Genomic DNA, 24977 nt, shown 5'->3' on the forward strand with positions numbered 1-24977 from the left:
CCGGCAGCGGACCGGGCCCGTCAGCGCCGCGCGCCCCGGCGGTGGCCCTCCACCAGATCCGCGAACGCCCGGGCCGGCGGGCTGAGCGCGTCCCAGCGGCGTACGGCCCAGCCGACGGGCAGGGGCCGTAGGGAGGGCAGGGGGATCAGGCGCAGATCGCGGTGGCCGTCGATGTCGCTGCCGCCGGAGACGGAGCCGGGGACGGGGACGGGGACGTGCAGTCCGGGCAGTGCGGGGACCACCGCCCGCCCGACCCCCAGCTCGGCCAGCAGCAGCGCCGTGTCCCAGTCGGCGACGCTCGTGTCGTGCGCGAACCGGACGCCCAACTCGGCACAGGCGGCGTCCAGATGAGCGGCCGAGGCGGAGTTCGGTGGCAGCCGGATCAGCCGTACGTCCCGAAGGTCGGCCTCGACATCGACGTACGGCCGCTCGGCGAGCGGATCGTCGGCCCGTACCGCCAGCACCCACGGCAGCTCCACCACCGGCCGCTGCTCGATGCCGCGCACCGGCGGGCCGAGGGTGATCCAGGCCAGGTCGAGCGTGCCGTCGGCCAGCGCGTCGAAGCTGCCGCGGCCCGAACTCACCGTGCGGAACTCCAGGTTGACCTTGGGATGCCGCCGCCGGTACGCGACGACCGCCTCCGACATGAAGTGCCGTACGGTCGTCGCCCCCGTCGCCACGCGCACGTACCCGCTCTCGCCGTCGACGAGATCCCGCAGCGTGCGTACCGCCAGATCCAGCCCGGATATCCCCTCGGCGGCAGCCGCCTCCAGGACCCGCCCCGCCTGCGTCGGTACGACCCCCCGAGGCTGCCGCTCCAGCAACGCGACCCCGGTCTCCCGCTCCAGCCGCTTCACATGCTGACTCACCGCCGACTGGGTGCACCCCAGCTCCCGAGCCACCGAACTGAGACTCCCGGCCCGGCACACGGCCACGAACACACGTAGGTCATCGAGGGTCACAACCCCCAAGCTAACACTTGGGGTTGCGCACAAATCCCAAGGATTGACTGCACTCTGCCCGCTGTACGACGATCCTGAGCGGGCCCGGGCGGCAACCCGCTCCACGCCCTCGCCGGAATCCGGACCGGTGCGGGGGAGGAGCGGGTGCCGACCCAAGACGACCGCGATCGCCGAAAGGACGGCAGTGTCGACTCCCACGGTTCGAGCCGAGTCCCTGCTGGAGGATCTCGGTGCCGAGACCATCCCGCACCCGGGCGGCACTCTCCTCGCCCACCTGCGCCGGGTACAGTCCCGCCTCGCCCTCTGGAACGCCCGCCCGGCGCTTCAACTCGCCGGTCTCTGCCATGCGTTCTACGGCACCGACGGCTTCCCGAAGCCCCTGCTGCCTCTCGACCGTCGGAGCGAGCTGGAAGGGATCATCGGCGCGGAGGCGGAGTCGATCGTGTACTTCTACGGTGCCTGCGACCGCAAGGCCACGTATCCGACCCTCGCGGACCAGGGCTCTGACGTCCGCGACCGCTTCACGGGCCGCTCCCGCACACCGGACACCCGCCTCCGTCGCGACTTCGCCGAGCTCACCGCCGCCAACGAACTCGACCTCACCGACCACGATCCCGCGTTCCGCGAGCGCTACGGGGCCGACCTGCTCGCCCTGTTCCGCCGCTTCCGGCCGTTGTTGAGCGAGGCGGCCTGGAGGGACTGCCTGACGCTTGACTTCACAGGGCAGTCGCGCCACATTCGCATTTCTGACACAACGTCAGGGTTGGCGGACGGGCCAGGCGGGAGCGGCGATCATGACCACTGACGGGAACCCCTCGCGAAGACACGTACTCGCCGCTGGCGCCGTGGGCACGGCCGTGGCCCTCGGGGTCGCGGGAGCGGCCCAACAGAGCGCCCACGCCGCCGACTTACCCCTCCTCGGCACGTACGACGTCGTGGTCGTCGGCTCGGGCGCCGCCGGCATGACCGCCGCCCTGACCGCCGCCAAGCAGGGCCTGAGCTGTGTGGTGCTGGAGAAGGCACCCACCTTCGGCGGGTCCGCCGCCCGGTCCGGGGCCGGGATCTGGATTCCCCACAACTCGGTGATCCTGGCGGCCGGCGTCCCGGACACGCCCGCGAAGGCCGCCACCTACCTCGCCGCCGTGGTCGGGCCGGACGTTCCCGTCGAGCGGCAGCAGGCCTTCCTCGCCCACGGCCCGGCGATGCTCTCCTTCGTCATGGCCAACAGCCCACTGCGCTTCCGCTGGATGGAGGGGTACAGCGACTACTACCCCGAGCTGCCCGGCGGCCTGGCGAACGGCCGCTCCATCGAGCCCGACCAACTGGACGGCAACCTGCTGGGCGCCGAACTGGGCCGGCTGAACCCGCCGTACATGGACGTGCCGACCGGCATGGTCGTCTTCAGCGCGGACTACAAGTGGCTGGCCCTGGCCGCGGTGAACGCCAAGGGAGCCGCCGTGGCGGCACAGTGCCTGGGGCGCGGGACGGCGGCGGCCCTGCGGGGTGAGAAGCCGCTGACCATGGGGCAGTCGCTGGCGGCCGGCCTGCGCCTCGGGCTGCGGTCGGCCGGTGTGCCGGTGTGGCTCGGCACACCGCTGACCGACCTGTACGTGGAGAGCGGCGCCGTAGCCGGTGCGGTCGTCACCCGGGACGGCAGCCCCGCCCTGGTCCGCGCCCGCCGGGGCGTGATCGTCGGCTCGGGCGGCTTCGAGCACAACGCGGCGATGCGCGAGCACTACCAGCGCGGGCCCATCGGCACGGACTGGACGGTGGGTGCGAAGGAGAACACCGGCGACGGCATCCAGGCGGGCGCACGGCTCGGCGCCGCCCTCGGCCTCATGGACGACGCCTGGTGGGGCCCCGCGATCCCGCTCCCCGACCAGCCGTACTTCTGCCTGGCCGAACGCACCCTCCCCGGCGGCCTGCTGGTCAACGCCGCCGGCGCCCGCTTCGTCAACGAGGCCGCCCCCTACAGCGACGTCGTCCACACGATGTACGACGTGCACGACACCAGCCCGGCCATCCCGTCCTGGCTGATCGTCGACCAGCACTACCGCGACCGCTACCTCTTCAAGGACGTCCTGCCGGCCCTGCCCTTGCCCGACGCCTGGTACGACTCGGGCGCCGCGCACAAGGCCTGGACCCTGGACGCGCTCGCCACCTCGATCGGCGTCCCGGCGACGGCCCTGCGCACCACGGTGGACCGCTTCAACTCCCAGGCGCTGCGCGGCGAGGACCCCGACTTCCACCGGGGCGACAGCGCCTACGACCACTACTACACGGACCCGTCCGTCCTCCCCGACTCCTGCCTGGCCCCGCTCTGGCTCCCTCCCTACTACGCCTTCCGGATCGTCCCGGGCGACCTCGGCACGAAGGGCGGCCTCCTCACGGACGCCCGTGCCCGCGTCCTGCGGGAGGACGGCTCGGTGATCCGGGGCCTGTACGCCGCCGGCAACGCGAGCGCGGCGGTCATGGGCCACAGCTACGCGGGCGCGGGCTCGACGATCGGTCCGGCGATGACGTTCGGGTACATCGCGGCGCGGGACATCGCCGGGAGCCGCTAGGCCCTGTCGTCAAATTCCCGCCTGCTGCGCGGCGCCTGGCACGCACTCCCCCAGAGGGGGCCCAGCCGCGTTGCCCGCCCTCCGGGCGGACGACGGGAATTTGACGACAGGGCCTAGAAGGCGGTCACCCGGAAGGCGGTCACCGCGGCTTGCGGGCGATCAGGAACGCCTGCGGGGACGTCTCGTCGAGCGCCGGGTCCGGTTCGCGGACCGTGCGGGACACGAGGGCGAAGCCTGCCGCCGTCAGCAGGTCGGCGATGTGTTCGGGGCGGCGGCGCTGGAAGGTCAGCGAGACCGGGTGGCCGAAGGGCCGGTCGTGGTGGCGGTGTTCGTCGCCGGCCTGGAAGGCGACCAGCAGGGGCGCGCCGGGCGCCAGCACGCGGTGGAACTCGGCGAAGAGGGCCGGGAGCTGGTCCACAGGGGTGTGGATGGAGGAGTAGAAGGACAAGGCGCCGGCCAGCGCGCCGTCCGGGACGTCCAGCTCCAGCATCGAACCCTGCTCGAACCGCAGCCCCGGGTTCTCGCGCCGGGCGATGGCGAGCATCGACTCCGACAGGTCGAGCCCGAACACGTTCAGCCCCAGCGAAGCGAGGCGAGCGGTCGTCCGACCGGGACCACACCCCAGGTCGGCCACCGGGCCGTCGCCCTCGACGAGTTCGGCGAACACCCCCAGCACCGCCCGCTCCAGGGGCCTGTTCGCGAGCTCCTCCCGGAAGAGGTGCGCGTAGTCCTCGGCGATGGCGTCGTAGAAGGTGCGGGTGGTGGTGAGGAAGTCGGCTTCGGTCATGGCCGGGGACCCTAGCGAAGCCGGTCTCTACTCGCCTTCGTTTTCCTGCTCGTCCGTCCGCATCCCGCCGTATCCGATCGCGACGCCGAGGCAGGTACCCATCCCCATGCCCAGGGCGAGCCCGACGCCCAGGTTGTCGAAGACGGTCATCCCCAGCAGGAGACCGATGCTCGTGCCGAAAGCGAGCCCGACCGACAGCCCCATCGCCAGGTTGTTGTCGGCGTTCTTGTCGGTGTTTTTGTCGGTGTTCTTGTCGGCGGAAGACCCGCCGTCTTCCCCGTTGTTGTTCTCTTCACCGCTGGTCACCAGGCAATTCTCCCATGGGGCTCTTCATGCCACCCCCATCGCCCGCAGTACCGCGGTAGCCCCCGCCGCCCCCAGCACCACCACCGGGAACGGCGTCCGCCGCCACGCCAGTACGCCGCCCACCAGCACCCCGGTCGGCCGGGCCCACCCCGCGAAGCCGCCGTCCTCGGTCAGCGCGCCCGTGGCCAGCAGGGCCACCAGCAGCACGATCGCGCTCGCCGCCAGCAACTCCCGCACCCGCGGCGAGAGCTCGACGCGCCCGTGGAGCACCGGCCCGGCCAGCCGGAAGGCGTACGTCCCGACCGCCAGCGTCAGGATCATGGCCATCGTCGCGCTCATGCCGTACGCCTCCCGCCGCCGCGTCCGTAGAGGGCGAGCCCCGCCAGCGCCACCAGCACCGGCACCCCCGCCGGAGCGGCCGGCGTCACCGTCAGTGCCAGCCCCGCACCGAACAGCGCGGACCGCCGGACGGCCGGACCCTCGCGCAGGGCAGGCAGCACCAGGGCGACGAGGACGGCGGGGAAGGCCGCGTCCAGGCCGTAGGTGCCGGTGTCGCCCAACGCGCCGCCGGCCAGCCCGCCGGCCAGGACGCCGAGGTTCCACACGGCGAACAGGCCGAGCCCGGAGATCCAGAAGGCCGCCCGCCGCCGGGCCGGATCCGGCTGGGCGAGGGCGAAGGCCACCGTCTCGTCGGTCACCAGGTGGGCGCCGAGGAAGCGGGCGAGGCGGCCTTGGCCGATGACGTCCGCCACGGCCAGGCTGAAGGCCGCCGTGCGCGTGTTGAGCAGCAGCCCGGTGGCCGCCGCCGCGAACGGCCCGCCCCCGGCCAGCAGCACACCGACCGCGCTGAACTGCGCCGATCCCGCGTACACCACCAGCGACATCAGCACCGGCACCCACAGCGGCAGCCCACCGGCCACCGAGATCGCGCCGAAGGAGATGCCGACGACACCGCTCGCCAGCCAGACGAGTGCACTGTCGCGCACCAGAGGTGCTATCAGGGGTGCCATCGGGGGTGCCATCATGGGTGTTCGGAGTAGCGAACGCATGTTTTCCAGAATGAACACGCAGCGGCCGTTCGTCAAGGCGAACGAACGTACCTGCATAGCGAACGACGGGAAGTGGACCGCATGAGCGAGCCCCTCACCTGGATCGCCGCCTCGCTGCGGCGCGAGCGCACCCGGGTCGGGCTGTCCCTGTCCGAGCTGGCCAAACGAGCCGGGATCGCGAAGTCCACGCTGTCGCAGTTGGAGGCGGGCAGCGGGAATCCCAGCGTGGAGACGCTGTGGGCGCTGGGGGCGGCGCTGGGGGTGCCCTTCAGTGCGCTGGTGGAGCCGCCGACTCCGGCGGTACAGGTGATCCGGGCGGGCGAGGGGCCCACGGTCGCGTCCGAGCGGGCGGACTACGTGGCCACGCTGCTCTCCGCCAGTCCGCCCGGCGCCCGGCGGGACATCTACCACCTGCGCGCGGAACCGGGCCCGGCCCGGGAGTCGGAGCCGCACATTCCGGGGTCCGTGGAGCATCTGATCGTCAGCACGGGGCGGGTGAAGGCGGGGCCGCGGGGCGAAGAGGTCGATCTGGGGCCCGGCGACTACATGTCGTATCGCGGAGATGTGCCGCACTCGTACGAGGCGCTGGCGCCGGGGACGACGTTCGTGCTGGTCATGCAGCACGTGTAGGGCGCCGGACGAGGGAAAGGCAGGAGCCCCTGCGCCGGATGGCGAGGGGCTCCTTGGGTACTGCTCTCAGACGTCTTCAGAGGGGCATCCCTCGGATCAGACGGGGGTGACGTTCTCCGCCTGCGGACCCTTCGGGCCCTGCGTCACGTCGAAGGAGACCTGCTGGTTCTCCTCCAGCGAACGGAAGCCGCTCGCGTTGATGGCGGAGTAGTGAACGAAGACGTCGGGGCCGCCGCCTTCCTGGGCGATGAAGCCAAAGCCCTTTTCGGCGTTGAACCACTTCACGGTTCCGGTAGCCATAAGCCCTCCTTGGGCCCAAAGGGTTGCCCTGCTCCAGAACCCTGCAAGTGTGAAAACAAGATGCCGCACAACTGCATACGTCTGAAAACGACGAGAGCCCGCGGTCACATGCTCCGCAGGCTCTGTACTGCAAGGGAAACCAAACTGCAACTTGCGGCGAGCCTAGCACGCGGGCAGCCGAAAGCAATAGAGGTCAAGATCACGTCACTCGGACGTTTGAGGGGCGCGTGTCGAGGTTGACGGAGGGGTGAGTCACCTGGGCGCGACCCTGAAGCCTGCACGGTACCTCATAGGGTCTAGCCTCGCGATGTGGACAATTCTCGCACCCGGCCACGCGTAGGCCACATCCAGTTCCTCAACTGCCTGCCCCTGTACTGGGGGCTCGCGAGAACAGGCACGCTCCTCGACTTCGAGCTGACCAAGGACACCCCGGAGAAGCTCAGCGAGCAGCTGGTGCGGGGGGACCTCGACATCGGGCCGATCACCCTCGTCGAGTTCCTGCGTAACGCCGACGACCTGGTCGCCTTCCCCGACATCGCGGTCGGCTGCGACGGGCCGGTGATGTCCTGCGTGATCGTCTCCCAGGTCCCGCTGGACGAGCTGGACGGCGCCCGCGTCGCCCTCGGCTCCACCTCGCGCACCTCGGTCCGCCTGGCCCAGCTGCTGCTCGCCGAGCGCTACGGCGTACGGCCCGACTACTACACGTGCCCGCCCGACCTCAGCCTGATGATGCAGGAGGCGGAGGCGGCCGTGCTCATCGGAGACGCGGCGCTGCGGGCCAACCTCCTCGACGGCCCGCGCTACGGCCTGGAGGTGCACGACCTCGGCGCGCTCTGGAAGGAGTGGACCGGCCTGCCCTTCGTCTTCGCGGTCTGGGCGGCTCGCCGGGACTACCTGGAGCGCGAGCCGGTCATCACCCGCAAGGTCCACGAGGCCTTCCTGGCCTCCCGCAACCTCTCCCTGGAGGAGGTCGGCAAGGTCGCCGAGCAGGCGGCCCGCTGGGAGGCCTTCGACGAGCGGATCCTGGAGCGGTACTTCACGACCCTCGACTTCCGTTTCGGCGGCCCGCAGTTGGCGGCGGTCGCGGAGTTCGCGCGGCGGGTGGGGCCGACGACGGGATTTCCGGCGGATGTGAAGGTGGATCTGCTGCAGCCGTAAAGGGCGGGGCCCGCCGGTTCCGCACTAACCTGCTGGTGAGTTCTACGGGGGAGGGGTGGACGCCATGCAGCCGCTCGGAGTCGACGAGCCGACCGTCGTCGGGCCGTACCGGCTGCTCGGCCGGCTCGGCTCCGGCGGGATGGGGCGGGTGTATCTGGGCCGCAGCCCCGGTGGTCGTACGGTCGCCGTGAAGATCGTGCATCCGCACTTCGCCCTCGACGAGGAGTTCCGGGCGCGCTTCCGCCGGGAGGTGGAGTCGGCGCGCCGGGTGGGCGGTGCCTGGACGGCGCCCGTGCTGGACGCGGATCCCGAGGCCGCGGTGCCGTGGGTGGCCACGGCGTACGCGGCGGGCCCGTCGCTGGCGGCGGCGGTGACGGACTCGGGTGGTCCGATGCCGGCGCACACCGTACGCGCGCTGGGGGCCGGGCTGGCCGAGGCGCTGGCGGCGGTGCACGAGCTGGGGCTGGTGCACCGGGACGTGAAGCCGTCGAACGTGCTGCTGACGCTGGACGGCCCCCTGCTGATCGACTTCGGCATCGCGCGGGCCACGGACGGCACGGCGTCCCTGACCTCGACCGGCGTCTCCGTCGGCTCGCCCGGCTACATGTCGCCCGAGCAGATTCTGGGCCATGGGGTCACGGGGGCGGCGGACGTCTTCTCGCTGGGCGCGGTGCTGGCGTACGCGGCGGCCGGGGAGCCGCCGTTTCGCGGGGACTCCTCGGCGGCGCTGCTGTACAAGGTCGTGCACGAGGAGCCCGAACTCGACTCGCTGGCCGGTGAGTTGCGGGACCTGGTGGAGGCCTGTCTGGCCAAGGAGCCGGGTGCGCGGCCCACGCCGGGTGAGGTGGCGCGGCGACTGGCTCCGGACGGGGCGGCCCGGCTGGTGTCGGGCGGGTGGCTGCCGGGGGCGCTGGTCGAGCAGGTCAGTCGTAGTGCCGTGCGGCTGCTGAATCTGGAGACGGGAGGCGACGTCCTGTCGGGGCCGGTCGGATTCGGCCGACAGGCGACAGGCGGGGAGTTCGGGCCGCCGCCGGTGATGCCGGGGGCCGTGCCGGGGGCGGCTTCGGCGCCGGCTTCGGCTGACGCGCCCGTCATGGTCCCCGAGCCGCGTGACGCCCGGCCTCCCCACGACACCGGCCCGGCATCCGAGCACCGTCCCGGCAAGCTCTCCCTCTCCGTCGCGGCGGCCTCGACGCCGGAGGAGGGAGGGCGCGGGCGGAGGCTGAGCTGCACCGTGGCGCTCGCGGTGGCGGGGGCGTTGGCCGCGGTGACCGTGGGGTCGGTGTTCGTGTTCGAGCTGTTGCCGGGCGGGGACCAGGACACCAACGCGGGTTCCGATGCCGTCTCGTCCCACTCGCCGGGCGAGGACTTCGACGGCCCGGTCGAGGGTTCCGTCCCCGCCCGTTACCTCGGCACGTGGGAGGGCCGGGCCGCCGCGCTGGGCGGCGCGGTGCCGGCGGGCACCTACCGGCTCACCGTGCACAAGGCCGGCGTGGGCGAGGAGTTGGGCACACTCCGGCAGACGGACGTGCTCGGCCTCGTCTGCGACGACGTACTGACCCTGAAGAAGGTGACGGCGAAAGAGCTCGTCGTGACGTCCGTGGGCAGGAAGACCAACCACGGCGGCTGCGTCCCGACACCGCACACCGTCCGGATCACGCCGACCGGCGACGACCTGGTGTACCGCTCGGAGAGCGACGCCGAGGGGAAGCCCGAGGCGCGGTTGTCGAAGGTCAAGTAGCGGCGGGGGACCCTCTACTGTGGCTGCTCACGCGAGTATGACGACGGGGAAGGCCCACCATGGAGACACTGCAGCCCGACGATCCGCGGGAGTTGGGCAGTTACCGGCTGCTGCGACGACTCGGTGCCGGCGGCATGGGGCGTGTGTACCTGGCCCGTTCTCCCGGTGGCCGTACCGTCGCCGTGAAGGTGATCCGCCCGGATCTGGCGGCGGACGCCGACTTCCGGGGCCGGTTCCGGCATGAGGTCGACATAGCCAAGGCGGTCTCCGGCCGCTACACGGCCCCCGTCGTGGACGCCGACCCGGACGCCTCGCTGCCGTGGCTGGCGACGTCGTACGTCCTCGGCCCCGACCTCACCGATGTGGTCGCCGCGCACGGGGCGCTGCCGGAGCGCACGGTTCGCGCGCTGGCCGCGGGGCTCGCGGCCGCCCTCCAGGAGGTGCACGCCGCGGGCCTGATCCACCGTGACCTCAAGCCCTCGAACGTCCTGCTGGCCGCCGACGGTCCGCGTGTCATCGACTTCGGCATCGCGCGTGCGGTGGACGGAAGTCGTATGACACAGACGGGAGTTGTGGTCGGTTCGCCCGGTTACATGCCGCCGGAGCAGGCGCTGGGGCAGGACGTGGGGCCGGCCGGTGACGTGTTCTCGCTGGGCGCGGTGCTGGCCTTCGCCGCGACCGGGCGCAGCGCCTTCGGTGACGGTGCCGCCTCGCACGCGGCGCTGCTGTACCAGGTCGTGCACGGGGAACCGGACCTGACGGACGTACCGCCGTCCCTGCTCGGGCTCGTCCGTGCCTGCCTGATGAAGGACCCGGCGCAGCGGCCGGCTCCGGCCGAGATCGTCGCGGCACTGGCGCCGGAGGGCGTCGAAGGGGTGCTGAGCGACTGGCTGCCGTCGGCGGTGGCGTCGACCATCGCCACGCACGCGGCGGGGATCCTGGATCTGGAGGCGCCCGAGCGGCCGGAGCAGCCGCAACCGCCGCAGCCGGCGGTGTCCTTCGGGCCGCCGCCGACGGTGGGGGATGTGTCGGCGGGCGCCTCGGCTCCGACGCCGGGGTACGGGTATCCAGCGGCGCCGGGCTACGGCACTCCGGCTCCTGCCTACGGCACACCGGCTTCCGGCTACGGCACCCCTCCAGGCGGCACACCCGCGCCGGGGTACGGCTACCCGCCCGCTGCCGACACCCCGCAATCCGGCACGGTCCAACTGGGCTCCCCCCAGGCCGGTTCGCCTGCCGCCCCCTCCCGCCGCCGCGCCCTGGGCCTCGCGCTCGGCGGGGCGGCGGCGGTCGCCGTGGTGGGCGGGGGCACGGCGTTGTGGCTCGGGCGGGACACCGAGGCGTCCGGCGGATCGACGACGGAGGACGGCGAGGGCGGCGGGGGCGGTTCGGCCCGGCCCGCAGCGGAGAACTTCTCGACCCCGCCGGCCGGAGTGGCGCCCCAGCCGCTGTGGCACAAGACGGTCGCGGACGACAGCACCAACCCCGACGTACCGCTGCTCGTCCAGGGCGGCCTGCTCCTGGTCAGCGGGGACCCGCTGGTCGCGTACGACGTGAAGACGGGCAAGGCCCGCTGGTCCAAGCCGGACATCTGCCGCCCCGGAGCCCCGCTCCTCTTCCACGGCGGCAAGGTGTTCCTGTCCGACGGCGACTACGACGGCGTACTCGTCGCGTACGACGTGCAGACCGGCAAGGAAGCCTGGCGCAGCCGGCTCGGCAAGCAGCTGAACGTCGAGGACACGCTCGCCCTCGACGACAAGAACGTGTACGTCACGGCCACCGACTACAGCGACTCCAAGAGCGCCACCGACTACCGCACGGCGGTCGCCGCGATCAGCCACACCACCGGCAAGAAGGTGTGGGTGCAAAAGCGCGACTGGGGCACCGACGACTACGACGTGGAGGGCACCGCCTCCGGCAAGTACCTCGTCTACACCGACTCCAAGAAGAACCTCACCGTTCGGGACACCGCCACCGGCGGGCAGCTGTGGACCAAGAAGATCGGCGACGACTGGAGCTGGCGGCCCACGGTCGCGAGCGGCCTGGTCTTCCTGCCGGGCGACAGGCTCACCGCCGTGGACGCGGACACGGGCGCCACCGTCTGGACGCTGTCCCCCAACGGCCGCCGCGGCTTCAAGAACCCGACCGTCATCGGCGGCGTGCTCTACGCGAGCGACTACGACGACGGCGTCTGGGCCGTGAACGTCAAGACCGGCAAGCGGATCTGGCTCTGCGACGAACTCGACGTCGAGGGCCCGGAGACGTTCCTGAAGGCGGGCGCCACCCTCTACGGCGCCACCGGCTCCCTGGACGGCGGCGTGGTCGCCCTCCAGGCCAGGACCGGCAAGCTGCGCTGGACCTTCACCACCAGCGAGTACCACGGGGACACCTGGCAGATCGCCCTGGCCGGCAACCGCCTGATGGTGACGAACGGTCCGGCGATCTACGCCCTGCCGGCCGTCTGAGCCCGGCCGGGCGGGGGCCTACGTCGGCAGTGGCGCCGGATTCCGGCGCCGCAGCACCCTGCGGACGATCCCCAGCAGACCCGCCACCAGCCCGAAGACCAGCCCGGCCGCGAGCACGCCCATGAACAGGGCCGGCCAGAAGTCGGCGCCGAAGAGCGGCGGCAGTTCGTCCTCCCTGACAGGATCCGTCACCGGGTACGGGTCGCCGGGGGAGGTGGCTTCGTCCGTGCGGGGGGTCTTGTCGAGGATCGTCATCAGGGCGCCCAGGCGTTCGCCCAGGAAGTGGTCCTCGGCCTCGTCCGCCTTGTCGTCGCCGTACGTGATGGATTCCGGCAGGTCGAACAGGAGGCTGTAACCGTCCAGCCGCAGGCCGTGGTTGAAGACGTTGATGTAGCCGCTCGCCGGGTCGGCGACCACGTACACCCCGTCCTCGCCCAGCTTGTCGTGGACCGCCGCGGCGAACGCCTCCTCGTCGCCGCCGGACTCGTCCTCCGTCAGCTGCGGCACGAGCGAGACGAAGACCGGGCCGCCGTCCCGCGAGCGTTCGAACGCACGGATGCGGTCGTGCAGACGGGCCGACTGGGCGGAGTCCAGGACCCGCGGGCTCTCCGGGTCCGCGTACACCGGGTCCTGTGCCAGGCCCTCCGCCACCCGGTCGAGCCGGGCGTTGAGCTCGATCGCCCTGGGCCTGGGAGACCAGCTCGACCTGGTCTCGTCGAAGACGAGGGGGGCGGTCACGGCGATCGCGACGGCGCAGGCGAGGGCCAGGACCGGGAGAGTCCAGCGCAGGGCGCGGCTCGCCTTGACCTCCTTCCGCCAGGTGGCCCCCGTGGTCCCGGCGGCCCTCGGGAGGCGGTGCCACCAGCGTCGTACGTAGGGAACCAGCAGCAGAATCAGCAGCGGTACGCCGGTGAGCAGGACTCCGGTGAGGGACGACTGGTCGCTGCGGTCGGACGGCCCGATGTACAGGGCCGCGGGCTCTTCGCCGTCGTCGTACTTCGCCCGCGCCGCCTCCGCCCGCGCCGCGGCCTTCTCATCGCCCTGCGCGACGACCTCGACGAAGCGCTCGAAGCGGCGCAACGGGCCCGCGTCGTAGGGGACTTCGTAGAGGGCGACCGTCCAGGCGTCGTCCGCCGGGGCATCGACTCCGTACGCGGCGGCATCCGCCACGTTCGACTCGTCGATGAGCACGTACAGCCCGTCCCGGCCGAGTCGCTCGTGGACCGCGTCGAGCAGGCCCGGGTCCGTGGCGCTGGGGCTCGGGAGGACGATGACGTACGTCGGTACGCCGGTGCGCTCGGCCACCTCGGCGAAGGCGGGGGCCGTGGACTGCGGGACCTCGCGGGGGAGTTGATCGGTGACGTGGACCGGGTTCGTGCGGAGGCGGTCTGCGAGGTACGCGGCCTGGGCGGCGCTGTCGGTGGCCGCCCGGGCCGGTGTGGTGGCGGTTGCGAACAGGGCGGCCAGGGCGCAGAAGAGGAGAAGGATGCGCCGGGTTCCGCGTATGCCGTATGCCCTGCCTGTACGCACTGCTGCTGTCCCCCGTGTCGCGCTGAACTGCCGTACCCCGGCACTCTACTGAGCACGGCTTCGCTGGTGCGAAACGGATTCAGGGTGGGTTCCCGGTATGCCCCGGGGGCCTGTACGCGGCGGCTGCTACGGTGCCACGTTCATGAGCACAGCGAGTGGTACGGCGGGATGAGCACCGCCCTGTTGATCCTCAGCGCCGCGCTGTGGGGTGCGGCGGCCGGGGTGCTGCTGCCTCGGGCCGCCTACCGGTTCTCCGTGCCGGAGGAGGAGGCATGGCGGGACCGGTGCCCAGGAGGGCATCCGATCCGGGGGTGGATCGGGCGGGGCCGGTGCGGGGAGTGTGCGGGCGAGCGGACGTACGGCCCCAGTGCGGCCCTCATGGCCATCGTCACCGCCCTCGTCTGCGCCGCCCTCGCCGCCGCCACGGACACCCGGCCCGAGCTGGGCGTCTGGCTGCTGCTGGCGCCCGTCGGCGTACTGCTCACGGTCGTCGACTTCCGGGTACGGCGGCTGCCCGACCCGCTGACCCTCACGCTGGCGGGCGCCGCACTCGCGCTGCTCGGCCTGGTCGCCCTCGTCCCCGAGCACGCCGGTGACTGGCCCACCGCCCTGTGGGCCACGCTCGCGCTCGGCGCCGGCTACTACGTGCTCTATCTCATCAACCCCGGCGGCATGGGCTTCGGCGATGTGAAGCTGGCGCTCGGGGCGGGGGCGGTGCTGGGGTGGTACGGCTGGTCGACGGTGATGCTGGGCACCTTCGCCGGGTTCCTGTTCGGGGCGCTCTACGGCTGGGCGCTCGTCATCCTGCGCAGGGCCGGGCGCAAGTCGGCGATCCCGTTCGGGCCGTTCCTGATCGGCGGGGCGTTCGTGGGGCTGCTGATCGGGGCGTACGCGGCCTGACGTCCGTCCGGCAAAAAGGCTGGCGTAGGCTGGTTCGGTCCGTCCAACCCCTTGACGAAAGGGACGTCCCGGTGACCGAGAAGGCCGACCTCACGTCGTTTGATGTCACAGCCGTCCTCGACCGTGCCGCAGCGGGCGGACGCATCACCCCGGAGGAGGCGCTCGGCCTCTACCGCGACGCCCCGCTGCACGCACTGGGCGCCGCCGCCGACGCCGTACGCCGCCGCAAGTACGCGGGCACCGAGCACATCGCGACGTACATCATCGAGCGCAACATCAACTACACGAACGTGTGCGTCACGGCGTGCAAGTTCTGCGCCTTCTACGCCGCCCCCAAGGACAAGGACAAGGGCTGGACCCGGGACCTGGACGACATCCTGCGGCGCTGCGCCGAGACGGTGGAGCTGGGTGGCACCCAGATCATGTTCCAGGGCGGTCACCACCCGGACTACGGCGTCGAGTACTACGAGAAGCACTTCCGCGCCATCAAGGAAGCGTTCCCGCAGCTCGTCATCCACAGCCTGGGGGCGAGCGAGGTCGAGCACATGGCCCGGATCTCCGGTGTGTCGGTCGAGGAGGCCATCACCCGGATCCACGAGGCCGGGCTCGACTCCTTCGCGGGCGCCGGCGCCGAGCTGCTGCCCGCGCGGCCGCGCAAGGCCATCGCCCCGCTGAAGGAGAGCGGTGAGCGCTGGCTGGAGATCATGGAGGCGGCGCACCGCCTCGGTGTCGAGTCGACGTCGACGATGCTCATGGGCACGGGCGAGACCAACGCCGAGCGGATCGAGCACCTGCGGATGATCCGTGACGTCCAGGACCGGACGGGTGGCTTCCGGGCCTTCATCCCGTACACCTACCAGCCCGAGAACAACCACCTGAAGGGCCGTACGCAGGCCACGATCTTCGAGTACCTGCGGATGATCGCCATCGCGCGGCTGTTCATGGACAACATCCAGCACATCCAGGGGTCCTGGCTGACGACCGGCAAGGAGATCGGCCAGCTGTCGCTGCACTACGGCGCCGACGACCTCGGCTCGATCATGCTGGAGGAGAACGTCGTCTCCTCGGCCGGCGCCAAGCACCGCTCCAACCGGCTGGAGATCATCGACCTGATCCGCAAGGCGGGGCGGGTCCCGGCGCAGCGGACGACGACGTACGAGCACATCGTGGTCCACGACGACCCGGCGAACGACCCGGTCGACGAGCGGGTCGCGTCCCACATCTCGTCCACGGCGATCGAGGGCGGCACGGCCCACCCCGAGCTGAAGCTTCTGGCCTCCAACTGACGTACTCGTGCTGACGATTCACGCCGACTCCAGGGGCCACGCGCTCGTCGTCGAGGGCGATTGGATCGCCGACGCCGGACCGCTGGAGGAACTGGCCGCCGCCCATCCGCGGGCGCGGGTGCGGCAGTGGCCCGGCATTCTGACGCCCGGGCTGATCAATATCCACGGCAACGAGCTGCTGGAGGAGGCCTACCACCCCGATCCGCGCGAGGCCGACGAGCTGGGCACCGAGCCGCTGACCGGGGACGCGCTGGCGGCGCTCGCCATGGACGACGCCCGCTGGGGTGCGAGCGCCCGGCGCGGGGTGCAGCGGATGCTGGCGTACGGCACCGTCCGCGCGGCCTGTGAGGAACTGCGCAACCGCGCGGTGCGGGACGCCGTGCGGCGCACCGGTCTGGCGGTCATGGGCCGCATCGGGCGCCCCGACGGCGTTCCCTCCCTCGATCCGTACGCCTCCGGGTGGCCGGTGCAGTTCCCGCCCCCGCGTGAGCGCGGATCCGCTGCCCGGTTCGCGGTGTTCGACGTGAGGGACGAGGCGGAACTCGCGGAGCGGGGGGCGGGGACGTGCGTGGCGACGGTGGTGGACGGGCGGATCGTGTACCGACGCCGGTAGCTCCTGGGACGGGGTCCCGGAACGGGGTCCTGACACGGGGTCAGCCCGAGAACGCCTCCGCGAACGCGCCGTCCTCCTGATCCACTCCACTGCAATTCGTCAGGGCGTCATCCGAAGAGGACCCGTCGTCACACTGCCGGTCCCGAAACGTCGCCCACATGGAAACCCACCCGATCCCCTTCTCCTCGGCGAACTCCCGCACCTGCGCCGCATCGTCAAGCGTGAATGTCTCGTTGTCGACGTCGTTCACGCCGAGCATCGAAGTGAGCGCCATGGCCCGCCACGCAGTGGCGTCCGACGTGCCGAAGATCTCCTTGAGCTGTGGGTGCGTGGCCTTGGCGGAGGTGAGGGCGTAGTCGCCCATGTCGCCGGCGTACGACTCGCCGTAGTTCATCGTCATGATGTTGACGGTGGAGACCTGGACGTCGTGCTCGTTGATCATCAAGTGGGCCATGCCGGACGACGGCGAGGGCGCGTCCGTGCTCTTCCACGACGCGGGCGGCGAGCGGTCGCAGACGATCAAGGCGCTGCCGACGTACATCGAGAAGATGAAGGCGAAGGGCTACACCTTCACCACGATCAGCGGCGCCGTCCAGAAGGACGAGTCGGCGAACGGTCAGCAGACGGCGAACGGTCAGCGGGCGGGGGCCGGCGCGGTGGGCGCCAGCCAGCAGCCGGGCGGCCAGGCGCAGCAGGGCCCCAACGGGCAGTCCGGCGCGGGGACCTCGAACCTCCAGGCCGCCCACCGCGAGGCCACCGGCGCGACCCTCTACGAGGGCAAGGCCCTGATCGGGGCCGTCGCCGTCATGGGCCGCTTCGGCATGATGCTGATCCTCGCCGTCCCGCTGATCGACCAGTTCTGGAACGTGCCCGCGTTCGAGAAGTACCTGCCGCTGGAGAGCCAGTGGTTCATGTTCGGCATTGGCTGGATCCTGATCGCGGTGTTCGTCCTGTTGTGCGGCTGGGTGGAGGACGTGGCCGGGAAGAAGAAGCCCAAGCTCGTTCCGTGAGGGCCTCGGCTGCTTCCGTCAGGGTGGCTGCAAGAATGAGCGCGTGACCCGCGCTTCCCTGAACAAGCAGCCGCACGAAGTCGCCTCGATGTTCGACGACGTGGCGGAACGGTACGACCTGACGAACGACGTGCTGTCGCTCGGCCAGGACCGCGTGTGGCGCAAGGAGGTGGCGAAGGCGGTCGATGCCCGCCCCGCGCAGAAGGTCCTCGACCTGGCGGCCGGCACGGCCACCTCGTCCCTGCCCTTCGCGCAGACGGGCGCGTACGTCGTCCCCTGCGACTTCTCCCTCGGCATGCTCCAGGTCGGCAAGAAGAAGCACCCGTGGCTGCCGCTGACGGCGGGCGACGCGACGAAGCTGCCGTTCAAGGACGACACCTTCGACGCGGTCACCATCTCCTTCGGGCTGCGCAACGTCCAGGACTTCGATGCCGCCCTGCGTGAGATGTACCGGGTGACGCGGCCCGGCGGCCGGGTCGTGATCTGCGAGTTCTCGCACCCGACCTGGGCGCCCTTCCGCACGGTCTACACCGAGTACCTGATGCGCGCCCTGCCCCCGGTCGCCCGCGCGGTGTCCTCGAACCCCGACGCGTACGTCTACCTCGCCGAGTCGATCCGCGCCTGGCCCGACCAGCCGGCCCTCGCCGAACGCCTGCGCAAGGCCGGCTGGTCGAAGGTGGCCTGGCGGAACCTGACGGGCGGCGTGGTGGCCCTGCACCGGGGCTTCAAGCAGAGCTGACGACGGGGTACGGGTCTCCTGGCTCGTCGAGCTCGCGCTCCAGCCCGCCCGTCGGCGGCCACGGGATGCGTGGCTCGCGTACGCCTCCGCCGCCCTCACCCTCGCCGAAGTCGAACCAGACGTAGACCAGAGAGTCCCGCGGCACCTCGGCACCGGGCTGGGGGTACTGGCGTACGACGTAGTCGACGACGGTGAGGTGGAAGTCCGGCCGGTCCGGTGCGTTGAGGAGCAGGCCGTGCGACTTCGCTGCCTCGCGCGCGTCCATGGCCATCAGTCCGACGAGCTTCGGTACACGCACCTCGGGCGTTTTGGGTGTTATACGCACAGATGTCACCCCCAGCGGTACTGGAAGAGTAACCGCCCGGGGGTACCGCCCGGAAGCGTCAAGTATCTTTCTGTAGCAGTCGGTTACTCAGAGTCACGAAGGGCTTTGTGAATTCGCGAACCCGGCATCACAGATCGAGCCGGTAGCAGTGCCCCCGCTGCCGCGCATCCGGTGTGGTGAACACTTCGGCGAGCCGCATCTCCAGCCGTCGCGTCACCGCGATCGACCGCTCGTTGCGGGCGTCGACCATCGCCACCACGCTCGGCACCCCGGCCGCCCGCACCCGCTCCAGCGCCACCTGCGCGGCCGAGGTGACATACCCCTTGCCCCAGTGCTCCCGCCCAAGCCGCCAGCCGATCTCGATCTCCCCAGTGGGCCCCCAGGCCCGCTCCCACGGCTGGGCTCCGGTGAAGCCGATGACCTGCTCGTTCTCGTCGAGCATGGTCCACAGACAGAACCCGCGCTCGGCGTCGTGCCGGCGCTGGCGGGCGGTGAGTTCCTCGTAGACGGACAGCCCCGCGGCCCTGCCGCCGTGGAACTCCATGACATCCGGGTGGGCGAAGACCCGGTGCCAGGCAACGGCGTCCTCGTCGGTGGGGACACGGAGCCGTACGACAGGGAGAGCTCGGTTCACGGAGGCAGCCCTTCAGCCGGGTGATCAATGCTGCTGAATAGACTGCCCATGTCCAGTGCCGCTCGGCACACAGATTTCGAACTTGGGGAGATCCCGCCGTGAGTGTCGTGACCGAGCCCCTCTCCTCACCCCTCTCCGAGAACACCGCCGATGTGATCGTCGTGGGCGCGGGGCCGGCCGGCGCCACGACGGCGTACCACCTGGCCAAGTCCGGCCTCGACGTCCTCCTGCTGGAGAAGACCGAGTTCCCGCGGGAGAAGGTCTGCGGTGACGGCCTGACTCCGCGCGCGGTCAAACAGCTGGTGGCGATGGGCATCGACATCTCCGAGGAAGCCGGCTGGCTGCGCAACAAGGGGCTCAGGATCATCGGCGGCGGCGTGCGCCTCCAGCTGGACTGGCCCGATCTCGCCTCCTTCCCCGACTACGGCCTCGTCCGCAAGCGCGACGACTTCGACGAGCAACTCGCCCGCCAGGCCCAGAAGGCAGGCGCCCGCCTCTACGAGCGCTGCAACGTCGGCGCCCCCATCATCGACGACCGCACCGGCCGTATCATCGGCGTCCACGCCAAGCTCGGCGAGGAGAAGCGCGAGGTCACCTTCCACGCGCCGTTGGTCGTCGCCGCGGACGGCAACTCCACGCGCCTGTCCCTGGCGATGGGCCTGCACCGCCGCGAGGACCGTCCGATGGGCGTGGCGGTCCGCACGTACTTCACCTCCCCGCGCCACGAGGACGACTACCTCGAGTCCTGGCTGGAGCTGTGGGACCGCCGCGGCCCCGGCGAGGACCGCCTCCTGCCCGGCTACGGCTGGATCTTCGGCATGGGCGACGGCACGTCGAACGTCGGCCTGGGCGTGCTCAACACCTCGGACTCCTTCAAGGAGCTGGACTGGCGCGAGGTCCTGAAGGCCTGGTGCGCCTCGATGCCGGAGGACTGGGGCTACACCCCGGACAACATGACCGGCCCGATCCGCGGCGCCGCCCTGCCGATGGCCTTCAACCGCCAACCGCACTACACCAAGGGCCTGCTGCTGGTCGGCGACGCCGGCGGCCTGGTGAACCCCTTCAACGGCGAGGGCATCGCCTACGCCATGGAGTCCGGCCAGATCGCCGCCGACGTCATCGTCCAGGCCCACGCCCGCTCCACTCCCGCAGGGCGTGAACTGGCCCTCCAGCGCTACCCGCGCGTCCTGAAGGACACCTACGGCGGCTACTACACGCTGGGCCGCGCCTTCGTGAAGCTCATCGGCAACCCGAAGGTCATGAAGATCGCGGCCCAGCGCGGCCTGACCCACCCGCTCCTGATGAAGTTCACCCTGAAGCTCCTGGCCAACCTCACCGACCCGACGGGCGGCGACGCGATGGACCGGATCATCAACGGGCTGAGCAAGGTGGCGCCGAAGGCCTGACCCGGCGGCGACTACCCGTTGAGGGCCTCGATGTTGGCGGCCCGGCGTGCGAAGACCTCCTCCCGCCGGTCCGCCACCTGCCGCAGGGCGTCCTTGCGTGCGCGCTGGGAGAGCCGGTCCAGGTAGACGTGGCCGCCCACGTGGTCGGTCTCATGGGCGAGGCAGCGGGCGAAGTACCCCGTGCCCTCGATCACGAGCGGCTCGCCGTCCTTGTCGTACCCGCGCACCACGGCCCGGTCCGGACGCGGTACGTCCATCACCGCGCCCGGCACGGAGAGACAGCCCTCGCTGTCGTCGAGCAGTCTGCGCCCGGCCGGGTCGAGTGGCTCCAGCACCGGGTTCACGATGTGCCCGACATGCCGGACTCCGTCGTCGTCCGGGCAGTCGTACACGAACAGCCGCAGATCGACACCCACTTGGTTCGCCGCCAGTCCCGCCCCGTCGGCGATGTACATCGTCAGGAACATGTCGTCGATGAGCGCGGCGAGATCGGGCCCGAACTCGGTGACATCCCGGCACGGCTTGTGCAGCACCTCTTCCCCCACCTCGGTGATCCTGCGCACCGACCCACGCCGGGCCTCGGGCGCGAGCGGCGGATACGACTCGACGGGCCTGCCTTGCACGAAAACGCTGGGCATCGCTGTCTCTCCTTCTGTCCGTGTGCTGTTGCGTGTTGTGAGGATGCTGTGGCCGGCGGAGAAACGGGCTTCCGACCTCCGCGGACCCTCCCTACCCTCACGGATTCATGACAACAGAACACACGCAGGAGCCCCAGGAGCAGACAGGCCACACGCGATCCGGCCACACCCGCAGACGCTTTCTGGCCGGTGCCGGGTCAGTGGCCGGCGCCCTCGCCTTATGGCCGGCCGGCAGCGCCGGTGCCGCGACAGGCAAGCGTGTCGCCGTCCTCGGCGGCGGAGTCTCCGGCCTGAGCGCCGCCCACGAGCTCGCCGAGCGCGGCTACGCGGTCACCGTCTACGAGTACTACGACACCCTCGGCGGCAAGGCCCGCTCAATGCCCGTCCCCGGCACGGCGGCCGGCGGCCGCGCGGACCTCCCCGCCGAGCACGGCTTCCGCTTCTTCCCCGGCTTCTACCGGAACCTGCCGGACACCATGCGCCGCATACCCGTCCCCGGCAACGCGAACGGCGTCCACGACAACCTCCGCAGCGGCACCGAGGCCCTGTTCGCCCGCTCCGCCGGCCGCGCCGACCTGCACTTTCCGCTCCGCCGCGCCACCACCTTGCCCCGCCCCGGCGACCTCACCCTCGGCTGGATCCGCGACCAGATCCTCTCGGTGCTGGACCTCGGCACCCGCCTCCCGGCCCACGAGGTCGCCTACTTCGCCGACCGGCTCCTCGTCCACCTCACCAGCTGCGACGCCCGTCGTGAGGAGGTGTGGGAGAAGGTCGCGTGGTGGGACTTCATCCGCGCCGAGGAGATGAGCGAGGAGTACCGGACGCTCCTCGGCATCGGCCAGACCCGCAACCTGGTCGCCACGCGCGCGGAGGTGGCATCCACCCGAACCGTCGGCCGCGTCATCATCGAGGCCCTGCTCCTGTGGGGCCTGCTCGGCCGCGGCATGGACGGCGACGCCGACGTCGACCGCATCCTCAACGCCCCCACCAGCGAGGCCTGGATCGACCCCTGGGAGGCCCACCTGCGCTCCCTCGGTGTCCAGTTCGTCCTCGGCACCCAGGCCCGCGAGGTCCTCTACGACGGCGGCCGGGTGACCGGCGTCCGCGTCTCGGCCCGCGACGGTGCCGACGAACGTACGGTCACCGCCGACCACTACATCTCCGCGCTGCCGGTCGAGCACGCACGCGTGACGTGGGGCTCCGCCCTGCGCGCGGCCGACCTGCAGCTCGCCAAGTGCGACGCGCTGCAGACGGACTGGATGACCGGCGTGATGTTCTACCTGCGCACCCCGACACCGGTCGTGCACGGCCACATCAACTGCCTCGACTCACCCTGGTCGGTGACCGGCATCGGCCAGGCCCAGTTCTGGGACGGACGGGACTTCTCGCGCGACTACGGCGACGGACGCGCCCACGACTGTCTCTCCGCGATCATCTCGGAGTGGGACAAGCCAGGCATTCTGTACGGCAAGACGGCCAAGGAGTGCACCAAGGAGGAGGTCGTCGCCGAACTCTGGGCTCAGCTGAAGGACGGCCTGAACGACGCCGGCAAGACCACGCTCCGGGACGAGGACCGCCTCGGCTGGTTCATGGACCCGGCGGTGACGGGCCTGGGCGGCCCCGATCCGCGCAACCGCGAACAGCTCCTCATCCACCCCACGGGCACCCTCTACAACCGCCCCACGGCCCGTACGAAGGTCCCGAACTTCTTCCTCGCGGGCGACTATGTCCGCACGGACGTCGACCTGGCCACGATGGAAGGCGCCAACGAATCCGCCCGCCTCGCCGTCAACGCCCTCCTCGAAGCGGACGATTCGGACGCCGAGCGCTGCCGGATATGGGAGCTGTACCGGCCCCCGGAGCTGGAGCCGCTGAAGCGGGTCGACGAGGTGCGCTACAAGCTGGGCCTGCCCAACACCTTCGACCTGGGATGAGACGGTTCGACCAGGGGTGAGACAGCTCGACCTGGATGAGGTAGAAGGGCCGCTGCCCCCGAGCGGCTGCGGCCCTTCCCTTACGGTGATCTCCGCGACTCAGAGGACGCGCACCGCTCCCGACGCCGGGTACCCGGACAGGTCCTGGATGACAACGCCCTTGGAGGGGTTGGCCGCGTCCAGGTACTGGCCGTTACCGATGTAGACGCCCACATGGTAGGCCGAGCCCTTGCCGCCCCAGTACAGGATGTCGCCGACCTGGATCTGCGAGAGCGGGATGTCGGTTCCGGCCATCGACTGGTCCTGCGAGACCCGCGGCAGGTCGACGCCGACCTGCTTGAACGCGGCCTGGACCAGGCTGGAGCAGTCCCACGCGTTGGGGCCGGTGGCACCCATGACGTACGCGTCGCCCACCTGGGCCTGGAGGAAGGAGATGACCGTGCCGACGCTGCCGCTGGCGGGGGCGGCCGCGCTCGTGCTTGCCGAAGCGGACAGGGTGGCCCGCTCGGCGCTGCGCGAGGCGGCGGCCTCTGCGGCGGCCCGGCGGGCCTCCTCGGCCTTCTTCTTCGCCTCGGCCTTCTTCTTGGCCTCCGCGAGGTCCTTCTTGGCTTCCTTGGCCGCAGCGGCGGCGGCCGCGTCACGCTCGGCGTCGAGCTCGTAGTTCGCGGCCGCCAGCTGAGTGGCGTCCGCGGACTGGGCGAGCTGGTCCGCCAGGTCACCCGTGAGGGTGGGCAGTTCGAGGGTCTGCGTAACCGGCTCGGCGGCGTTCGCCGTGGCCGCAGCACCTGCCGCTGCCATGCTGAGGACGCCACCGGCAACTCCGGCACGCATCGCGATGGTCGTCGATGCGCCGCGGCGGGGCTTCCGGTGGCTACGTATGTGAGCGGTGTGGGACATGAGAACAACCGGTATCAGGGGCTCCTCCATACCTTCAAGAAACGTGGGCTGCGCCACAGTTGTTCAATCGGCGCCCCAATTTCCCGGAGTGCCGCCCTTTATTGACGCCGTAACGGACATTGCGGACCCCCTCGATCCCGCCCGTGATCACGGACTTTCATCATTAAGTCCGAATTGCCCACCGCTTACCACTTGTTGGGACCGGTGGCCAAGCCCGGTTCTCTGGGTCTCGCATCGGTGTGGCAGAGGTCACGCAACGGTTACGGCAATGTGCGCGTCCCGTGCCCGGATCCCCCTTGAGTCGCTCGTGAACGCGTGCACGCGTCCACATCCCGCTCCGAGGCTCCCCCTCATGTGTGAATGCGCGCCACTATCAAGACGTGCCGTCCAACACCAATTTGCATGCAAAGGAACTCTCTTGATATTGAGACGTCCCCTCCGAGCTGCATCAACGAGCGGAAATGTCACCTCTGGTGATCACCTGAACGCTTCTCGTGCGAAGATCACCGCTCATCCGGCTTCATGATCCTTCGTCAGGTGGTGGAGATCACAAAGCTTGTGTAATACCCCGTGTCGCAGATCACAGAGCGGCGGGCATAAGATGCGAGGCAGTTGGGCTTGTGACCTGCTTCACATGTTCTCGATCTTCGCCGGGACGAGCGGGGCTCGTGGGACTGGTGAGTCGGCCGTGGGCCCAGTGCAACCGCCAGCAGTCAGTGCCGACTGAGAGGAGCGAGGAGCGGTGAACGCCTATGCGCCCATCCTCGTACTGGGAGCCCTCGGGGCAGGCTTTGCGATCTTCTCCGTGGTCATGGCCACGCTGATCGGTCCGAAGCGGTACAACCGGGCCAAGCTCGAGGCCTACGAGTGCGGTATCGAGCCGACCCCCACGCCGGCCGGCGGCGGGCGCTTCCCGATCAAGTACTACCTGACGGCGATGCTCTTCATCATCTTCGATATCGAGATCGTCTTCCTCTACCCCTGGGCCGTCACGTTCGACGCCCTGGGTGTTTTCGGGCTCGTGGAGATGCTGCTCTTCGTGCTCACCGTCTTCGTCGCGTACGCGTACGTATGGCGGCGCGGCGGCCTGGAATGGGACTGAG

24 protein-coding genes and 3 pseudogenes are annotated in these 24977 nt (G+C 70.8%); 15 read left to right on the forward strand and 12 right to left on the reverse strand.

What is annotated here, in order from left to right; all coding sequences use genetic code 11:
* Positions 1-20: 20 nt before the first annotated feature.
* Positions 21-962: a LysR family transcriptional regulator gene (locus PBV52_RS28425; RefSeq protein WP_274242054.1), complete on the reverse strand. Its 942-nt coding sequence runs from the start codon at positions 960-962 to the stop codon at positions 21-23.
* A 184-nt stretch (positions 963-1146) separates the two neighbouring features.
* Here PBV52_RS28425 and PBV52_RS28430 point away from each other — a divergent pair, with 184 nt between their 5' ends.
* The gene (locus tag PBV52_RS28430) at positions 1147-1767 is read left to right on the forward strand and encodes a DUF6817 domain-containing protein (protein ID WP_274242055.1); all 621 of its coding nucleotides are present in this window, start codon (positions 1147-1149) and stop codon (positions 1765-1767) included.
* Entirely contained in the window at positions 1757-3526 is a 1770-nt protein-coding gene (gene kstD / locus PBV52_RS28435) for a 3-oxosteroid 1-dehydrogenase (protein WP_274242057.1), read from the forward strand. The genes PBV52_RS28430 and kstD overlap by 11 nt, the downstream gene beginning before the upstream one ends.
* A 139-nt stretch (positions 3527-3665) precedes the next feature.
* Here the strand turns inward: kstD and PBV52_RS28440 are convergent, their stop codons facing one another.
* Genes PBV52_RS28440 through PBV52_RS28455 form a run of 4 tightly spaced genes read right to left on the reverse strand, consistent with a single transcriptional unit; the run spans position 3666 to position 5668 of the window.
* Positions 3666-4313, reverse strand: a complete 648-nt coding sequence (locus tag PBV52_RS28440) for a class I SAM-dependent methyltransferase (protein ID WP_274242058.1) — start codon at positions 4311-4313, stop codon at positions 3666-3668.
* A gap of 27 nt (positions 4314-4340) precedes the next feature.
* Positions 4341-4619, reverse strand: a complete 279-nt coding sequence (locus tag PBV52_RS28445; RefSeq protein ID WP_274242059.1) for a hypothetical protein — start codon at positions 4617-4619, stop codon at positions 4341-4343.
* A gap of 24 nt (positions 4620-4643) precedes the next feature.
* Positions 4644-4958, reverse strand: coding sequence for an AzlD domain-containing protein (locus PBV52_RS28450; RefSeq protein ID WP_274242060.1), 315 nt, complete (start codon positions 4956-4958; stop codon positions 4644-4646).
* Complete coding sequence (locus PBV52_RS28455; RefSeq protein WP_373921915.1) at positions 4955-5668, reverse strand: AzlC family ABC transporter permease; 714 nt, start codon at positions 5666-5668, stop codon at positions 4955-4957. The genes PBV52_RS28450 and PBV52_RS28455 overlap by 4 nt, the downstream gene beginning before the upstream one ends.
* Positions 5669-5749: 81 nt before the next feature.
* Between PBV52_RS28455 and PBV52_RS28460 the strand changes: the two genes are divergently transcribed.
* Positions 5750-6298, forward strand: a complete 549-nt coding sequence (locus PBV52_RS28460) for a helix-turn-helix domain-containing protein (RefSeq protein ID WP_274242063.1) — start codon at positions 5750-5752, stop codon at positions 6296-6298.
* A 96-nt stretch (positions 6299-6394) separates the two neighbouring features.
* Here PBV52_RS28460 and PBV52_RS28465 read toward each other — a convergent pair whose 3' ends face one another.
* Positions 6395-6598: a cold-shock protein gene (locus PBV52_RS28465; RefSeq protein ID WP_003992177.1), complete on the reverse strand. Its 204-nt coding sequence runs from the start codon at positions 6596-6598 to the stop codon at positions 6395-6397.
* A 309-nt stretch (positions 6599-6907) separates the two neighbouring features.
* Here PBV52_RS28465 and PBV52_RS28470 point away from each other — a divergent pair, with 309 nt between their 5' ends.
* The 3 genes from PBV52_RS28470 to PBV52_RS28480 all read left to right on the forward strand — a co-directional run bounded on the left by PBV52_RS28470 (position 6908) and on the right by PBV52_RS28480 (position 11962).
* Positions 6908-7756 (forward strand): menaquinone biosynthetic enzyme MqnA/MqnD family protein, encoded by an 849-nt coding sequence (locus PBV52_RS28470; protein WP_274242067.1) that lies wholly within the window; start codon positions 6908-6910, stop codon positions 7754-7756.
* A 64-nt stretch (positions 7757-7820) separates the two neighbouring features.
* On the forward strand, positions 7821-9497 hold the full coding sequence (locus tag PBV52_RS28475; RefSeq protein ID WP_274242068.1) for a serine/threonine-protein kinase: 1677 nt from the start codon (positions 7821-7823) through the stop codon (positions 9495-9497).
* 59 nt (positions 9498-9556) lie between these two features.
* Positions 9557-11962 carry a PQQ-binding-like beta-propeller repeat protein gene (locus PBV52_RS28480; protein ID WP_274242069.1) on the forward strand — a complete coding sequence of 802 codons (2406 nt, stop codon included), beginning with the start codon at positions 9557-9559 and terminating at the stop codon, positions 11960-11962.
* Between the two features lie 18 nt (positions 11963-11980).
* Here PBV52_RS28480 and PBV52_RS28485 read toward each other — a convergent pair whose 3' ends face one another.
* The gene (locus PBV52_RS28485) at positions 11981-13492 is read right to left on the reverse strand and encodes a hypothetical protein (RefSeq protein ID WP_274242070.1); all 1512 of its coding nucleotides are present in this window, start codon (positions 13490-13492) and stop codon (positions 11981-11983) included.
* A gap of 168 nt (positions 13493-13660) precedes the next feature.
* Here PBV52_RS28485 and PBV52_RS28490 point away from each other — a divergent pair, with 168 nt between their 5' ends.
* From PBV52_RS28490 to PBV52_RS28500, 3 genes are all read left to right on the forward strand, one after another.
* Positions 13661-14392: an A24 family peptidase gene (locus tag PBV52_RS28490; protein WP_274242071.1), complete on the forward strand. Its 732-nt coding sequence runs from the start codon at positions 13661-13663 to the stop codon at positions 14390-14392.
* Positions 14393-14463: 71 nt separating this feature from the next.
* Positions 14464-15678 carry a cyclic dehypoxanthinyl futalosine synthase gene (mqnC, locus tag PBV52_RS28495; RefSeq protein WP_274242072.1) on the forward strand — a complete coding sequence of 405 codons (1215 nt, stop codon included), beginning with the start codon at positions 14464-14466 and terminating at the stop codon, positions 15676-15678.
* A 7-nt stretch (positions 15679-15685) separates the two neighbouring features.
* Complete coding sequence (locus PBV52_RS28500) at positions 15686-16291, forward strand: hypothetical protein (RefSeq protein WP_274242073.1); 606 nt, start codon at positions 15686-15688, stop codon at positions 16289-16291.
* 40 nt (positions 16292-16331) lie between these two features.
* On the opposite strand, the pseudogene PBV52_RS28505 reads toward PBV52_RS28500, so the two are convergent.
* Positions 16332-16727, reverse strand: a pseudogene (locus tag PBV52_RS28505) (hydrolase); the annotation flags it as partial.
* On the opposite strand from PBV52_RS28505, the pseudogene PBV52_RS28510 reads away from it, so the two are divergent.
* The 3 genes and pseudogenes from PBV52_RS28510 to PBV52_RS28520 all read left to right on the forward strand — a co-directional run.
* A pseudogene (locus PBV52_RS28510) lies at positions 16723-17130 on the forward strand (polysaccharide deacetylase/glycosyl transferase); the annotation flags it as partial. The pseudogenes PBV52_RS28505 and PBV52_RS28510 overlap by 5 nt on opposite strands.
* Positions 17119-17301, forward strand: a pseudogene (locus PBV52_RS28515) (acyltransferase); the annotation flags it as partial. The pseudogenes PBV52_RS28510 and PBV52_RS28515, both read left to right, overlap by 12 nt.
* Before the next feature lie 43 nt (positions 17302-17344).
* Positions 17345-18040 carry a demethylmenaquinone methyltransferase gene (locus tag PBV52_RS28520; protein WP_274242074.1) on the forward strand — a complete coding sequence of 232 codons (696 nt, stop codon included), beginning with the start codon at positions 17345-17347 and terminating at the stop codon, positions 18038-18040.
* Here PBV52_RS28520 and PBV52_RS28525 read toward each other — a convergent pair.
* Positions 18027-18338 carry a PASTA domain-containing protein gene (locus tag PBV52_RS28525; protein WP_274242075.1) on the reverse strand — a complete coding sequence of 104 codons (312 nt, stop codon included), beginning with the start codon at positions 18336-18338 and terminating at the stop codon, positions 18027-18029. The two genes, PBV52_RS28520 and PBV52_RS28525, sit on opposite strands and share 14 nt — an antisense overlap.
* A gap of 154 nt (positions 18339-18492) precedes the next feature.
* A complete protein-coding gene (locus PBV52_RS28530; protein ID WP_274242076.1) occupies positions 18493-18999 on the reverse strand; it encodes a GNAT family N-acetyltransferase in 507 nt (168 codons plus the stop codon).
* Positions 19000-19106: 107 nt separating this feature from the next.
* On the opposite strand from PBV52_RS28530, the gene PBV52_RS28535 reads away from it, so the two are divergent.
* Positions 19107-20405, forward strand: coding sequence for a geranylgeranyl reductase family protein (locus PBV52_RS28535; protein WP_373922030.1), 1299 nt, complete (start codon positions 19107-19109; stop codon positions 20403-20405).
* An 11-nt stretch (positions 20406-20416) separates the two neighbouring features.
* Here PBV52_RS28535 and def read toward each other — a convergent pair whose 3' ends face one another.
* On the reverse strand, positions 20417-21043 hold the full coding sequence (gene def / locus PBV52_RS28540; RefSeq protein ID WP_274242078.1) for a peptide deformylase: 627 nt from the start codon (positions 21041-21043) through the stop codon (positions 20417-20419).
* A gap of 107 nt (positions 21044-21150) precedes the next feature.
* Between def and PBV52_RS28545 the strand changes: the two genes are divergently transcribed.
* On the forward strand, positions 21151-22977 hold the full coding sequence (locus PBV52_RS28545; RefSeq protein WP_274242079.1) for an FAD-dependent oxidoreductase: 1827 nt from the start codon (positions 21151-21153) through the stop codon (positions 22975-22977).
* Positions 22978-23076: 99 nt separating this feature from the next.
* On the opposite strand, the gene PBV52_RS28550 is transcribed toward PBV52_RS28545, so the two are convergent.
* On the reverse strand, positions 23077-23904 hold the full coding sequence (locus tag PBV52_RS28550) for a C40 family peptidase (RefSeq protein ID WP_274242081.1): 828 nt from the start codon (positions 23902-23904) through the stop codon (positions 23077-23079).
* A 712-nt stretch (positions 23905-24616) separates the two neighbouring features.
* Between PBV52_RS28550 and PBV52_RS28555 the strand changes: the two genes are divergently transcribed.
* Positions 24617-24976 carry an NADH-quinone oxidoreductase subunit A gene (locus PBV52_RS28555; RefSeq protein WP_033319564.1) on the forward strand — a complete coding sequence of 120 codons (360 nt, stop codon included), beginning with the start codon at positions 24617-24619 and terminating at the stop codon, positions 24974-24976.
* The last annotated feature ends 1 nt before the right edge of the window (position 24977 follow it).

It is taken from the genome of Streptomyces sp. T12, from assembly GCF_028736035.1.
In the GTDB taxonomy this organism is placed as follows: Bacteria; Actinomycetota; Actinomycetes; order Streptomycetales; family Streptomycetaceae; genus Streptomyces.